Origin of the sequence: Desulfitobacterium hafniense DCB-2 (assembly GCF_000021925.1) — a bacterium.
Taxonomy (GTDB): Bacteria; Bacillota; Desulfitobacteriia; order Desulfitobacteriales; family Desulfitobacteriaceae; genus Desulfitobacterium; species Desulfitobacterium hafniense.
Map to the genome: position 1 here is coordinate 4,279,278 of NC_011830.1, position 14,741 is coordinate 4,294,018.

Below are 14,741 nucleotides of genomic sequence, written 5' to 3' on the forward strand. Positions count from 1 at the left end.
ACACCGCCTCTCTAATCATTTCATTATCCGTCGGCAGCACTCTTGCCCGCCACATAGCCTGAGGACCAGGCCCATTGCAGGTTATAGCCTCCGCAGTCTCCGTCAATATCCAGGATCTCACCGGCAAAATAAAGTCCCGGCACCAGCAGAGATTCCATGGTCCTGGGGTTGATATCACGAACATCAATGCCTCCGGCCGTGACCTGAGCAGCTGTCCAGCTGTTGGTGCCGATGACCTGGAAGCGCCAGTCTTGAAGCAGGTTCAGAATTCCGGCCTTTTCCCGGGCGGTCAAAGCAGAGACCGGCTTATTGATCTCTTCAAGGCCGGACTGTTTGAGGAGCACGGGAACTAACTGCTTATTGATAAAGCCCACAAAGCTGAAATGCACGCTCTTTTCCGGAGCCTCCTCCCAGCGCTTGCTTAGATACCCCTCCAGCTTTTCCCTGGGCCAAGTGGGGAGCAACACCACCTTAAGCCAAACCTCATCCTTCATCCGCAGTTTTTCGGCAGCCGTCCGGCTTAATTGGAAAATCGGCGGACCGGAAATCCCATACTCCGTAAATAAGATTTCCCCTTGGGCTTTGGCCAAAGTTTTTCCCTTGACCAGCACTTCCGCCCCGCCATCGAATTTGATGCCTTTAATCTGTTTGAGGAAGGGCGACTCCAGCTTCAGCTGGACCAAAGCCGGGAAGGGTTCCACCAGGTGATGTCCCAGTTTTTCGGCCAATGCATACCCACTGCCATTGGCACCCAGATTAGGAGCGGCCTTACCTCCGGCAGCCAGAATAACGCGATGGGCAAAATACTTCTTGCCATCCTTTGCCGCCAAATCAAAGCCTTGGCTCACTTTACGAATCTCTTTCACTTCCGCTTCGAGGATCGTCTCGATCCCCAAGCGCTCCACTTCATAACGCAGAACATCCAGGACACTGGAGGCTTGATTGGAAAAAGGAAAGACTTTGCCTTCTTCTTCAACTTTATGAGTGATACCCAGCTCCTCAAAAAAGTCGATGGCCCGGTGATTATCAAAAGCTTGTAAAGCGCTATAAGCAAATTTAGGATTTTGGCCATGGTAATGGGATAGATGCAAATCCGTATTCGTCAGGTTACAGCGCCCATTGCCTGTGGTCAGGATTTTCTTGCCGACCCGTTGATTCCTTTCCAATATCCTAACCTCTGCCCCTTCCCGCCTGGCGATCACCGCTGCCAAAAGACCGGCGGCTCCTCCTCCCACCACGGCGACTTTGAGCTTTTCTTCTTTGGGCATTGCCATCCCCCTTATCCATAGAATCCCTCGTCTTACTGACGCTTTAATTGTTAAATCTCTTATATGTTAATCTCTTATATAATACACTATTTTCTTAGCCTAAACCAATCTTCACTTTTCAGACTTATCGTAAAGAAAGTCCCCAAAGACTGCTTTCGCACACTTTGTTACTTCGCCAGGTCGACACTGTCGACCCACTTGTTGTCTATATGGTCATGCCTAACAAAAGGTCGAATCAGACAAGGATATTTCACCCCAACCCGCTCGGCGGCAATTGCAGAAACAGGCGTATATCTTGACAGGAAAAAAGGATTGCATTATACTGATAACATCGTTATCGATAACACGGTTATCTACGTGGGAGGGATGTCATGTCATTACCCAATTGCAGCATTGATCCTAAGATATTGGTCAGCGCCAAAGAAGAGTTTTTGCAAAAGGGATTTGCCGAGGCTTCCTTGCGGGAAATATGCCAAAAAGCCGGCGTCACCACCGGCGCTCTGTACAAAAGATTTTCCGGAAAGGAGGAATTGTTCGCGGCCGTACTGGAACCTACTCTGAAGGACATCAACGCCTTAAGCGAAGCCGTGGAACAGAGTAATTATGAGCACCTGGAACGGGCAGAAATGCAGGCGGTGTGGGATATGTCGGAAGCAACCCACCAAAGATGGATCGAGTTTCTTTACTCCAGATACGACGGCTTTAAGCTTCTTTTGTGCTGCTCCGCAGGCTCCGTATATGCGAATTTTTTGAATGATTTTGTAGCTGAGAACACCAAACATACCCTGGCCTTTGTGGAAAAAGCCTTTGCCCGGGGGCTTACAAAAAACCGCATTGACGAAGATGAGCTCCACATCCTCCTGACGGCATATTGGTCCACCCTGTTCGAAACGATTATCCATGATTTTTCCAAAGAAAAAGCGCTGCACCATTGCCGCATCATTACTAAATTTTTTAACTGGCAAGCTGTTTTAGGGTTTTGAACCTTAAAGCACGAGACCGAACATGCCAAAATTTTTTAACATAAAAGTTAGCATTCACTAACTAAAACTCCCCCCAAGGAGGAGAATAAATAAAAAAAAGGTGTCATAGGGAGCATTCTGTCCTATGTCAGGCCCTGCCGGGGGAAGCCGGCGACAAGCTTTCCGGCAGGGAGCGCAAAGGAAAGATTTTTGTCAACGGACTGGCGCTTCATTAACGTGAGATGAGGAGAGGAACGGCAATGAAAGAAACCTTCACCTATGATATGCAGGCAAGAATTTTGTTTCTTATGTTTAGTAAAAGGGTTTTCGGCTATCTTACCGGCATCCTGGGAAAAGAAAAAACAGCTTTGATCCGCAGAAAAGCGAAGAAGGAATATCGGGAAATGCTGCTCAGAACCCCTTCGGTGGGCGGTAAGGATAACATTTTCCGCTCAGGTCTTATCATGGCTGCGATGTTTTTTGCGGTTTATAAGGCAGCGAACGGCACCATCAGCGAGCAAATGTTCGGGGAAATGACAGATCATGCGGCACATACACCGTTCTTGCTCAAATCCTATTCCCAAAAGGATGCCTTTTCCGAAAAAATGATGCGCCAAAAAACCATCGCCGCGGAGCGTTCGCAGAAACGGGAATACAGTACGGATTGGGTCTTTACACATGAAATAAAAGGTCCGGACGAGCACATCACCACGTTTCGTCAGTGCGCCATATGCGAGCTTGGAAAACGCGAAGACTGCTTTGCTCTCGTAAAATATATCTGTAACATTGATTTTATTACCTATGACCAAATGGGAGCGAATCTGATTCGCACCCAAACGCTGGCCGACGGCGATGATGTATGCAGATTTCATGTTGTAAAAAAAACGAATGTCCGTCATCCCCCGAGCCGGTAAAGATGCGTGCAGCACCTCTTCACCAGCTCCTCGCCGTACGTGATCAGCAAAACAATTTTCCCTCCGGGCGGCGGTTCGCAAGCAAAGGATTTTCTATTTCCGCTTCATACACGACCACCGGAACGCATAGCGTTTTATTGTAAAAAAACCCGTCCCAGGACAAGAAACTCCTCTTCCTGTGACAGGTTTATTTTATTAGCGTTGTTCTCATTCGAATAGTATACGTACAGCATCCCTATTGCCTCATTACCAATGGGGATGCCGAGTGAGTTCTTACTCGATAATAACGTCCAGCAAATCCCCATTTTTTAAACCAAAGGCATTGCCTTCGTCCGTATCCACATGCATATCCAGCGCATAATTGGGGTTTACCCGAATCAATACCCGTTCAAAGACCCCGGCCCGTGGCCCGGTGACTTGGACCTTGACATGATCTCCATCTTTTAAACCGTATTTTTCAGCATCTTGCGGAGTCATATGAATATGGCGGGCAGCAATAATGGTTCCGGCTTCGATCTGCACTTTTCCGGCAGGGCCAACCAGCTCCAAACCAGGCGTTTCGGAAAGATCTCCCGAATCCCGGACCGGGGGTTTGACGCCAAGCTTAAAGGTGTCCGTGGCTGCCAATTCCACCTGGGTTGCTTTGCGGGCAGGTCCCAGCACCCGGATATTGGCCATGGTGCCCTTTGGCCCCACCAGGGTTACCGTTTCTTCACAGGCGAATTGACCGGGCTGGGATAAATCCTTGGTCCGGGTCAACTGATGTCCGGCACCAAATAAAATTTCAATATGTTCTTCAGAGAGATGAACATGGCGATTGGAAATTCCTACGGGAACTTTAAAGGTTTGCATTATAATAACCTCCTGGTTTAGATTTTGCAAGCTTCTCGTATGCACATTGATTAATTATACTCCACAATTCGGCAAAAATCTGTATCTGAAAATTGTTACTTTGGCTTAAGGGTTTTTTAAAGGGTTTTCTTAGCCTTTCCTAAAGCTGCTTGGGGCATTACATGTTGTTCTGGAAGAGAGGCGAAAGCCGAGTCTCCAGGATTTTGCTTTACACCAGTCGCTCCATAAGCTGCGCGGACAAAACTACCGCTCAAGCCCTCCGCTCCGAAAGGTACCCCGCCAAATCGCTCCTGCTCAATGGCGGGTTGGAAACGTCCTGTTTCCAACCTTTCTCCGCTGCATGCTTTTCGCGAAGTTTTGTTTCCGCTCGCTTAAATTCGCTTCCTTTCATAAAGCAAAATCCTTGGGCTGCTTTTCGGGTTTGTGCATGCAAGGTTTTGTAGGATAAGTTACCGATCCAAGCAGCTTTTTCCGTCTTTACCGACGCCGCTTAAGCGGCATGGTCGGGTGTCTTGGGAAAGGCTATGGGAGCTAAGAGAGGCCTTGAAGATGCCCCCAAAAAAGTATCGAAAGATCTCCCGCCAAAAAAACGGCAGGGAGATCTTTTTACTAATCATAGCCTTCTGATTACTCACTAATGGCTGCTGCTATGGCGACAAAGCCCTTACTGCGGTTTCCGCCAGCGCAGATCGGGTTTGCGGGCAGCCCCTGTTTCATCCAAACGGGTTACCAGGGTATCATGGGGGGCATTTTTCACCATTTCCGCGTCCTGCTTCACTTCTTCAGCGATTTGGATCATCACTCGGGCAAATTGCTCCAGAGTTTCCAGGCTCTCAGTCTCTGTAGGCTCGATCATCATGGCCTCTTCCACAATGAGGGGGAAGTAGATCGTCGGGGGATGGTAGCCATAATCCAGAAGCCGCTTGGCAATATCCAAGGTATGGATGCCATAGTTCTTGAGATTTTTGGGAGTGATGATAAACTCATGCATGCACACCCGGTCATAGGGCAGGTGATAATGCTCTTTCAGGATGCTCATCAGGAAGTTGGCGTTGAGGACGGCATTTTGAGAGGCGGCTTTCAGCCCTTCTCCGCCTAAGGCCCGGATATAGGCATAGGCCTTTACCAGGACTCCGAAATTAGCCTGAAAAGCTCTTACCCGGCCAATGGAGAGCGGACGGTCCTCATCCCATGAGTAACGGCCCTCAGGGGTCCGGATTGCCACGGGTTTAGGCAGATAGGGAGCGAGGAATTCCTTCACCCCTACCGGGCCTGACCCTGGGCCCCCGCCGCCATGGGGAGTGGAGAAGGTCTTGTGCAGATTAAGATGCACCACATCAAAGCCCATATCCCCGGGGCGGGCTATTCCCATAATGGCATTGGCGTTGGCTCCATCATAATAGATCAGGCCCCCCACAGAGTGGATGATTTCAGCGATTTCCAGGATGTTTTCATCAAATAATCCCAGAGTGTTAGGGTTGGTCAGCATCAAGGCAGCCACTTCATCATTGGCCACCTGGCGCAAGGCCTCGATGTCCACCCCTCCCCGCTCATTGCTGGGCACCTGAACAATGTCATAGCCGGCCATGGCCCCTGTGGCCGGGTTGGTCCCATGAGCGGAATCGGGAACAATAACCTTCCTGCGCTTAACATCCTGACGGTGGTCATGGTAGGCCTTGATGATCAGAATCCCGGTCATCTCCCCATGGGCACCGGCAGCGGGCTGTAATGTAAAGGCATCCATGCCGGTAATCTCGGCAAGTTCCTCCTGGAGTTCAACCATCAAACCCAGGGCACCCTGAGTTAATTCTTCCGGCTGATAGGGATGAATCTGACTGAAGCCCGGCAAGCGGGCCAGTTTCTCATTAACCTTAGGGTTATATTTCATGGTGCAGGAGCCTAAAGGATAGAAACCCGTATCCACTCCATGATTGAAGGAAGAGAGCCGGGTGAAGTGACGGACCACATCCACCTCGGAAACTTCCGGCAGTTCAGGTTCCTTATCTCTTAAAAACTCTTGAGGAATCAGATCCTCGAGAGGAATTTCCGGCACATCGCAGGAGGGCAGGCTTACCCCTGTTCTCCCTTCCCTGCTTAGTTCAAAAATCAGCGGTTCCAAGGCTCTCATTTTATCTCCCCCATTCCGGCCACCAGCCTGTCAATATCTTCCTTGGTCTTGGTTTCCGTTACGCAGAAGAGAAGATGCTGATCCAGCTCAGGGTAGAAGCGGGAAAGCTCCAGACCGCCGATGATCTTATGGCTTAAAAGAGCTTCATTGATTTTGCGGGGACTGACCTCAGTCTTGATCACAAATTCATGGAAGAAAGGACCTTGGAAAGCAAGGCTCATGCCGGGAAGCTTGCCAATCTCCTCAGCCCCGTAATGGGCCTTCTGCAGATTAAGCCTGGCCATCTCCTTTAATCCCCGTTTTCCCAATCCCGAGAGATGAATGGTAAAAGCCAGGGCACAAAGGGCCTCGTTAGAACAGATATTGGAGGCTGCCTTTTCCCGGCGGATATGCTGTTCCCGGGCTTGCAGAGTGAGCACATAGCCCTTCTTGCCGTTTTTATCTTTGGTGGCGCCTACGATCCGCCCCGGCATCCGGCGTACATATTTTTCCCGGCAAGCCAGAAACCCCAGATAGGGACCGCCGAAGTTCAGGGGATTGCCAAAGGGCTGACCCTCGCCGACCACGATATCCGCCCCCAGCTCCCCGGGAGATTTAAGCAATCCCAAAGACACCGGATTAACCGCCATCACCAGCAGTCCGCCCTTGGCATGAGCCATTTGGCCGATCTCTACAGCTTTTTCGATCATACCGAAGAAATTAGGGCTTTGGATCAGAACCGCCGCCACCTCGGTATTCAATGCTTTTTCTAAAGCCTCAGAGTCTACAGCTCCCTCCTGATAAGGGATCTCCAGGATTTCCACCCCCCGGGGAAGCAGATAGGTCCGGAGGACCTCCCGGTATTCCGGATGAATCGTTTGAGGCACCAGGACTTTCTTTCTCCGGGTGGCGTCACAGCTCATTAAAGCTGCTTCGGCGAGGGCCGATGCCCCATCATACATGGAAGCATTGGCCCCGTCCATTCCGGTCAGCTCACAGACAAGGGTCTGGAACTCATAGATGGCCTGCAAGGTCCCTTGGCTGATCTCCGGTTGATAAGGGGTATAGGCCGTATAGAACTCCGAGCGCAGCAAGAGCTGATCCACATAGCTGGGGATAAAATGCTCATAAGCCCCCGCTCCCAGATAAGAGGTATACTCTTCCACCGTTTTATTCTCTGCAGCCAGCCTGCCCATATATTTTACCAGTTCCAGCTCAGACAGCCCTTCCCGAATCTTCAATTGGGCCTGGCGCCGAACGCTTTCCGGGATATCCGCAAAAAGCTCTTCAAGGGAGCCCACGCCAATCCGGGTGAGGATCTGTTCCTGCTGGTCCACCGTGTTCGGCACATAATTCATTTATTGGCCCTCCTCCGCAAGAAACGCCTCATATTCCGCGGCTGATAAGAGTTCATCCAATACCGTCAGATCATCCACTTCCACCTTAATCAGCCATCCCTCACCATAAGGATCATCATTGAGAAGTTCCGGAGAATCCAGCACCTCTTGATTATAATCGATAACCTTGCCGCTGACCGGAGCAATCATATCCGACACGGCCTTGACGGATTCAACGGTTCCAAAGGCCTCCCCGGCCACCACCGTGGTATCGTTATCAGGCAGCTCCACAAAGACCACATCTCCTAAGCTGTCCTGAGCGTGAGCCGTAATCCCCAAAGTCACAGTATTTCCTTCGACCTTAGCCCACTCATGAGATTTGCTGTACTTTAATTCTACTGGATTCATACTATCATCCTCCTTATTTTGCGGGGAAAAGGAACAGGTCCCTAACCCCATTTAATCGTGTTTTTTAACATCCCCAGTGCTCTGCAGCACTTAAAACCTGCCTTGCCCGGCGAGGACGATTTTCGCACCGCTTTACCCCTGCCGTTTGTAGAACAGTGAAGGAATAATCCGGGCTTTAACGGCTTTCCCACGAATGATCACATCCAAGGTTTCCCCTATTTGAGCATACTCCGGGGGAATCAAGCCAAGGGCAATGTTTTTGTTTAAAGTAGGTGAAAAAGAACCTGAAGTAATAAAGCCGATTTCTTTACCCTCTTTCTGAAGGGGATAATGGGAGCGGGCTATGCCCCGTTCGATCATTTCCAGGCCTACCAACTTTCTCGGCACTCCCTTTTCCTTCTGGGCTGATAACGCCTCTTTACCGATAAAGTTATCCTTCTCCAGCTTGACAAAAAACCCTAGCCCGGCCTCCAAAGGTGTGATATCCGGCCCCAGTTCATTGCCGTATAAAGGCAGCCTGGCTTCAAAACGGAGAGTATCCCGGGCGCCCAGACCAATGGGCTGAACTCCCTCCGACCCTCCAACCTCGAGAATTCTTTCCCACATCCGGGGAGCATGCTCGGGAGGCAGGTAAATTTCAAAGCCGTCTTCCCCGGTATAACCTGTCCTGGAAATCAGGCAAAGGACTCCGTCCACTTCCCCATGCTTAAACCAATAGTAGTTGATCTGTGCTAAATCCATACTTGTCAGCTTTTGCAGGATTTTCTCCGCCCAAGGGCCTTGCAAAGCCAATTGGGCAAAGTCCCCGGAGCGATTTTCCAGACTTATTTCGAAGCCCTCAGCTTGAGCCTGCATCCAGGCAAAATCCTTATCCGTATTGGAGGCATTGACCACCAGCAAAAAATGCTCCCGGCTATAACGATAGACCAGCAGATCATCCACCACACCCCCAGCAGAGGTGCACATGGGGGAATACTGAATCTGGTTATCCTGAATTCGCGACACATCATTGGTCAATAGGTACTGCAAAAAAGCAAGGCTATCCTTTCCCTTCAACTCCACCTCACCCATATGAGAGACATCAAAAAGCCCCGCTTTGCTGCGCACGGCCTTGTGCTCCTCAATGACTCCGGCGTATTGAACCGGCATTTCCCAGCCGCCGAAATCAATGAGCTTCGCACCGGCCCGGCGGTGCTGCTCATACAGTGGTGTTCTTTTTAGTTCCGTCACTTAGGACACCTCCCTAGAATTGAGTATTAACCAAAACCGGAAAAAACATTATTGAACATAGGGAAAATAAAGAAATGGGTAAAATAAAAAACAGAGAATAGCACGTCGCGCTACCTCTGTCCTTTGACCTGAGAGATTTACCCTTTGCTTGCGGGCTACCCCTTTGGTGTTCTCCGCTGAGAAGCTCTCCAGAGTTTCGTCTTCCAGCAGTACTTTTGCCTGAGAGTTTCCCTTTCTGAACAGGCGACATTCAGGAAGTTTCTCCTTCGGCGCTCAGGATGTCGAGTCTCTCCTACTGGAATCATTCGAAGCCATATGTATTTTTACCTGATATAGATTGACTATATTTACCTGCTTTTATTATAGTCAGCAAACCGATTTTCGTCTACACAAATATCCCATTTCTATGAAATAATTAAATGTACAATGATTATTTCTTACAGCTTGTGGGCCAGCTCGTTTAATTCAGTGCCGACCTGCTGCAGCTCCTCCACCATCTGAGCAATCTCCTGAGTGGCCTTAGCTTGTTCTTGAGCTATGACATTGTTTTGAAACACCCCATTGGCGATCTCTTCCATGGTATCCTGAAAGGTGCTCAGCAAATTATTGATTTCATTGGCTGAACGGTTGCTTTCATCGGCCAGCTTGCGCACTTCTCCCGCCACTACCGAGAATCCTTTTCCTTGTTCTCCGGCACGGGCCGCTTCAATGGCCGCATTAAGCCCTAAAAGATTGGTCTGCTTCGACACCCGGCGAATGAATTCGGTGACACCTTCCGTGGCCTTAACATGCTCTTTGGCATTCTGGGCTACCGTAGCCACAGTCTGGCTCACCCCCGCCACCTCTTCCGAAGAAGCCGCCATTTCCTGGATAGCCCCAGCCGCTTGTTCCAGAGCCTCTCCCATCCTCTCCACATGAGCCTTGAGAACCTCTTTCAGCTCCTCATCCCGGAGTAAAAAAGCAATCATCGCCGCTGTGACCTTCGCTACAGGACTAACGCTATCCAAAGGGCCGGCCACGCCAAAGGTCCCCAGCTTTTCCCCCTCGAGGACAATGGCAATGTTCATGCCTTCCCGTTGTTTTCCCTGAGAATTCATTTCATCTTCCGCAGTGATTTTAATGTCTTGGATAGAGGTCGTCATGATGCGGTGTGCACCCGCATGGGCAATGCCAACCCGCTGTTTAGCCGAATCGGCGATAATGGTCCCCGTAGCGTCACAAACAATGCCATGAAACCCACTTTCGGTATAAATCAAATCCACAATCCGGTTGGCCAGACTTTCTGTAAGCCTCATTCTCTTCACTCCCACCTCTGCAGGTCTTAATTTGAGCATTTAATTCAAAATCCCAGAAGAAAATCAAGTGCAATTTAGTACCTGATCCTAAAAATTAGACAAATAAATCCACTGGTTTTCATCACTAAATATAATACTAAGTATTCAAACTATTGTCCATGGATTTGCCCTTAATAATAAACGTTATCGTTTTAGATACATTAAACAAGACTTGAGCAGATGGTACCGCCCAAGTCTTATTTAATGGAAATATTGAAGAAATGCTATTTTTTAGAGATGGCTTACAACAGAGGCACAGCGGGGGCAGAGGGTGGGATGCTCCTGATTCTCCCCAACTCCTGTATCGTAAATCCAGCAGCGCTCGCATTTTTCTCCTGCCGCCGAGTTCACGGCTATACCGAAACCAGCCAGGTCTTCTGCCATGCTCAGGCCCTCAGGCTTCTCTTCGCCTGCACTATGGAGCTGAACTGCCGAGACGATGAAGATTTCCGACAGATTGGGAATACCTCTTAAGAATCCTTCCAGCTCAGCATTGGGATACAGGTCTACCTGAGCTGTCAAAGGATGGTTGATCAATTTATCCTGACGGGCTTTTTCCAAGGCTTTTGTTACCTCGGAGCGGACCGCCAACAGAGTATCCCATTTTTTCTCCAGCGCTTCATCCAGCCATTGCGGAAGGGCCTCGGGCATTTCCTCAGTTTGGACATGGGAACCAGCGGGCACCCCTGGGACATAAGGCCAAATCTCATCCGCCGTATAGGTCAGCACCGGCGCCATCAAGCGTACCAGGGCATTGAGAACATCGTAGAGCACGGTCTGAGAGGCGCGGCGCAGAGTGGAATTCTTTCCTTCCACATAAAGCCGATCTTTCACGATATCCAGGTAAATGGCGCTTAGTTCCACAGCGCAGAAGTTATGCACCGAATGATAAACCCAGTGGAATTCGTACTTCTCGTACCCCTGCAATACCCGCTGAGTCACTTTGCCCAGCTGCAGCAGAGCCCAACGGTCAATCTCCGGCAAATCCTTGTAAGCCACCCGGTCCTTGGCCGGATCAAAATCATTGAGATTGCTCAGCAGGAATCTTAAGGTGTTGCGGATCTTGCGATAGGCTTCGGACATTTGCTTCATAATCCGCGGTGATACCGCCACATCGTTCTTATAATCGGCGGCGCACACCCAGAGTCTTAAGATATCCGCCCCCATCTCCTTCGTTACCTGCAGGGGGTCCACTCCATTGCCCAGGGACTTAGACATTTTGCGTCCTTTTTCGTCCACCAGGAAACCATGAGTCAGAACTGCCTTATAAGGAGCTTTTCCATAAGCGGCTACCGATGTGGACAAGGAGGAGTTAAACCAGCCCCGGTGTTGGTCCGATCCTTCCATATAGAGGTCGGCGGGCCAGGCGAGCTCCTTCCGTTCCATCAAGACGCTGGTATGGCTGGTTCCGGAGTCGAACCAAACATCCATGATATCTGTCTCTTTGCGGAAAGACTTACCACCGCAGGCACAGGTGAATCCTTCCGGCAAAAGTTCGGCGGCGGGACGGAGAAACCAGGCGTCAGACCCTTCCTCACGGAAGATCTCCTGAACCTTGGCAATGGTCTCATCGCTAATGATCTCTTTCCCGCAATCCTCACAGTAGAAAATGGGAATGGGAACCCCCCAGGTCCGTTGCCGGGAAATGCACCAGTCTCCCCGATCAGCTATCATGTTATAAATACGGTCCTTGCCCCAGGAAGGAATCCATTGCACCTTGTCGATTTCCTCCAGGGCCGCTTTGCGGAAGCCATCGATGGAAGCAAACCATTGCTCTGTGGCCCGATAGATAATGGGGTTATTGCAACGCCAGCAATGAGCATAGCTATGCTTTATTTTATCCTCATGAACCAAGGCGTGGAGATTCTTAAGATCTTCAATGATCACCGGGTTCGCTTTGTCCACTTTCATGCCTGCATAGGCCCCGCCCTCAGCGGTAAACTTCCCTTGATGATCCACAGGGCAAAGCACAGGCAGCCCATATTTTTTACCCACATTAAAGTCTTCTTCCCCATGTCCGGGAGCGGTATGAACACAGCCTGTTCCTGCTTCCAGGGTAACATGCTCTCCCAGAATGAGTACAGAATCCCGCTCGATGAAAGGATGCTTACAGATAACACCTTCCAGCTCTTTGCCTACGAAACGCTTTTCCACGGGGAGTTCAAGGTTCCAAAGGGAACGCAGGCTCTCCAGCATCCCTTCAGCAACCAGCCAATGCTCCTTCTCCACCTGCACCTGGACATAGCTGAACTCTTCATGCAGGGTAATGGCCAGGTTGGCAGGCAAAGTCCAAGGGGTAGTGGTCCAGATGATGACAAAAGTGTTTTCATCAGTAAGGACCCCTTTTCCTTCCTTAACGGGGAACTTGACATAGATGGCATGGGAGGTCTTCTCAGCATACTCGATCTCCGCTTCCGCCAAAGCCGTTTCACAAGAAGGACACCAGTAGACCGGCTTTAAGCCTTTATAGATGTATTTCTTGCGGGCCATTTTACCAAAGACTCCGATTTGAGCAGCCTCATACTCTTTCTCCAGGGTTAAATAAGGATTCTGCCAATCTCCCCGCACACCTAACCGCTTAAACTGCTCTTTCTGAATGCTGATATATTTTTTGGCATACTCTTTGCACATCCGGCGGAATTCCACCACCGAAACAGCATGGCGATTAACCCCTAATTTCTTGATGACCTGTTGCTCGATGGGCAGACCATGAGTATCCCAGCCGGGAACATAGGGGGCGTCGAACCCTGCCATGGTTTTGTATTTAACGATAATGTCTTTGATCACTTTATTCAGAGCATGGCCAAGGTGAATATCACCATTGGCATAAGGAGGGCCATCGTGAAGAACAAATTTCGGCCGCCCTGCCCGGGCCTTTTGCACCGTAGCATAGATATCTTCTTCTTCCCATTTCTGCAAAATTTCCGGCTCCCGCTGGGGCAGGTTTCCCCGCATCGGAAAGTCCGTTTCCGGTAAATTCAATGTATTCCGGTAATCCATCGTTATAATTCCTCCTTGTTTCGATAAAGCTAGCTCTTCTGAATATAAAAAATCCCGCACCCAAAAAAGGGACGGGATATCACTCGCGGTACCACCCTTGTTGCCATTGCTATGGCCACTCGGAAGTCCTTTAACGGGGACCGGACGGAAGGCTTACTTAATTTCTGCACTTCACTCTAAGGGGATACTCCTTGTTTTTCCTCACAGGCTTTCACCACTTCCTGCTCGCTTTAGAGGCTCCAGACAAGGACAGTCCTTATCAACGCTGTTTCATATAAAAATTTCTGCTTATTACTTATAGAATATAATGCCCAAAAGGGATTGGTGCTTAGTCATTCAAAACCTTACGAATAATGGTCACCAGCTTGGCTTGACCTTCTAAACCAACCGGCTCTCTCATAAATAAGCAAAGAAAGGGAACCTTCTTCTCTTTCCAAGCCAGGGTTGTTTGATTGAGTTCATCTCTGTTCAAGCTCAGTTGATGAGGGTCCGCCGCAGAGGATAAACCAACGACCACACCCCGTTGTTCCATATCATCAAGAGCACGGAAGGCGCGATCCAGCAAATCATCGCTTCCAGACATCAGGATGTCTCCGTCCCGATAAGGACCAGGTTCCGCTTTACCAATATAGATGACCTGCACTTCCTCTTGATTCCTCAAAGAGTTTGGCGAAGAGGTAATCTCTATTTCGTGGCGTCCTAACTTCCCTGTGATAGAACCCTGCTCCTCTTTGTGTAGTCCCAAGCCCTGCACAAGAAAGTCGGAGCCAAGCTCCGAATACAAAATACTCTTCATGCGAAATCTTCTTCCCCTTCAAAAAATGTCTAGATTTAATTCTAGCACAATCACTCATTGTTTCGCAAGCATTCAAGAAACACGATCTTTGTCAAAAGCTTCTGCTAAATCAAGCTGAGCAAGCAAGAAAGACTTTAATTGGGTACGAATCATTTCCCGGCGTTTTTGCAGATCTTCAATTTCATCGTTTACTTGATTCAGTTTCTTCTGCGCCTCACTCATACGCTTTGTCTTCTCTTGTTCAGCTTCCTTTAAGAGCAGCTCAGCTTCATGCCGTGCCGCTTGCTTCACATCGTCAGCGGTCTGTTGAGCCAGGACCATGGTCTGCTGCAAAGTAGACTCCAACTGCTTATACTGCTTTAACTCCGCCTCAAGACGCTGGACTTTGTCTCTCAGTTCAAAAATCTCAGCATAGACCCCCTCATATTCTTTGCTGATGCTTTCCAAAAACTTATTTACTTCTTCAGTATTATAACCCCGAACCCCTTTGCGAAACTCTTTATTTTGAATATCGATGGGAGTTAATGCCATAA

At 49.4% G+C, this 14,741-nt stretch carries 13 protein-coding genes, 2 riboswitches and 1 other annotated feature; of the genes, 2 read left to right on the forward strand and 11 right to left on the reverse strand.

Features of this window, described 5'->3' with window-relative positions; all coding sequences use genetic code 11:
• Positions 1–23: 23 nt before the first annotated feature.
• On the reverse strand, positions 24–1,274 hold the full coding sequence (locus tag DHAF_RS20105) for a BaiN/RdsA family NAD(P)/FAD-dependent oxidoreductase (RefSeq protein ID WP_193345573.1): 1,251 nt from the start codon (positions 1,272–1,274) through the stop codon (positions 24–26).
• Positions 1,275–1,639: 365 nt separating this feature from the next.
• On the opposite strand from DHAF_RS20105, the gene DHAF_RS20110 reads away from it, so the two are divergent.
• Both DHAF_RS20110 and DHAF_RS20115 read left to right on the forward strand, forming a co-directional pair.
• Complete coding sequence (locus tag DHAF_RS20110; RefSeq protein WP_015944969.1) at positions 1,640–2,251, forward strand: TetR/AcrR family transcriptional regulator; 612 nt, start codon at positions 1,640–1,642, stop codon at positions 2,249–2,251.
• A gap of 239 nt (positions 2,252–2,490) precedes the next feature.
• Positions 2,491–3,144, forward strand: coding sequence for an L-2-amino-thiazoline-4-carboxylic acid hydrolase (locus tag DHAF_RS20115; protein ID WP_015944970.1), 654 nt, complete (start codon positions 2,491–2,493; stop codon positions 3,142–3,144).
• A 273-nt stretch (positions 3,145–3,417) separates the two neighbouring features.
• Here the strand turns inward: DHAF_RS20115 and DHAF_RS20120 are convergent, their stop codons facing one another.
• From DHAF_RS20120 to DHAF_RS20165, 10 genes are all read right to left on the reverse strand, one after another.
• Positions 3,418–3,996: a phosphate propanoyltransferase gene (locus DHAF_RS20120; RefSeq protein ID WP_015944972.1), complete on the reverse strand. Its 579-nt coding sequence runs from the start codon at positions 3,994–3,996 to the stop codon at positions 3,418–3,420.
• Between the two features lie 116 nt (positions 3,997–4,112).
• On the reverse strand, positions 4,113–4,322 hold the full coding sequence (locus DHAF_RS20125; protein WP_015944973.1) for a hypothetical protein: 210 nt from the start codon (positions 4,320–4,322) through the stop codon (positions 4,113–4,115).
• Between the two features lie 338 nt (positions 4,323–4,660).
• A complete protein-coding gene (gene gcvPB / locus DHAF_RS20130) occupies positions 4,661–6,124 on the reverse strand; it encodes an aminomethyl-transferring glycine dehydrogenase subunit GcvPB (RefSeq protein ID WP_015944974.1) in 1,464 nt (487 codons plus the stop codon).
• Positions 6,121–7,461, reverse strand: a complete 1,341-nt coding sequence (gcvPA, locus tag DHAF_RS20135; protein ID WP_005811332.1) for an aminomethyl-transferring glycine dehydrogenase subunit GcvPA — start codon at positions 7,459–7,461, stop codon at positions 6,121–6,123. Before gcvPA ends, gcvPB begins: the two co-directional genes overlap by 4 nt.
• Entirely contained in the window at positions 7,462–7,848 is a 387-nt protein-coding gene (gene gcvH / locus DHAF_RS20140) for a glycine cleavage system protein GcvH (protein WP_015944975.1), read from the reverse strand.
• A gap of 132 nt (positions 7,849–7,980) precedes the next feature.
• On the reverse strand, positions 7,981–9,078 hold the full coding sequence (gene gcvT, locus DHAF_RS20145; RefSeq protein WP_005811336.1) for a glycine cleavage system aminomethyltransferase GcvT: 1,098 nt from the start codon (positions 9,076–9,078) through the stop codon (positions 7,981–7,983).
• 112 nt (positions 9,079–9,190) lie between these two features.
• A riboswitch (glycine riboswitch) is annotated at positions 9,191–9,274 on the reverse strand.
• Position 9,275: 1 nt separating this feature from the next.
• Positions 9,276–9,383: riboswitch (glycine riboswitch) on the reverse strand.
• Between the two features lie 132 nt (positions 9,384–9,515).
• Positions 9,516–10,373, reverse strand: a complete 858-nt coding sequence (locus tag DHAF_RS26625; RefSeq protein ID WP_015944976.1) for a sugar diacid recognition domain-containing protein — start codon at positions 10,371–10,373, stop codon at positions 9,516–9,518.
• Positions 10,374–10,643: 270 nt separating this feature from the next.
• Positions 10,644–13,412 (reverse strand): isoleucine--tRNA ligase, encoded by a 2,769-nt coding sequence (gene ileS, locus DHAF_RS20155; protein ID WP_015944977.1) that lies wholly within the window; start codon positions 13,410–13,412, stop codon positions 10,644–10,646.
• A 64-nt stretch (positions 13,413–13,476) separates the two neighbouring features.
• Positions 13,477–13,684, reverse strand: a binding site (T-box leader).
• Positions 13,685–13,740: 56 nt separating this feature from the next.
• Positions 13,741–14,208, reverse strand: a complete 468-nt coding sequence (locus DHAF_RS20160) for a hypothetical protein (protein WP_015944978.1) — start codon at positions 14,206–14,208, stop codon at positions 13,741–13,743.
• Positions 14,209–14,280: 72 nt separating this feature from the next.
• Entirely contained in the window at positions 14,281–14,739 is a 459-nt protein-coding gene (locus tag DHAF_RS20165; RefSeq protein WP_015944979.1) for a DivIVA domain-containing protein, read from the reverse strand.
• Between the last annotated feature and the right edge of the window lie 2 nt (positions 14,740–14,741).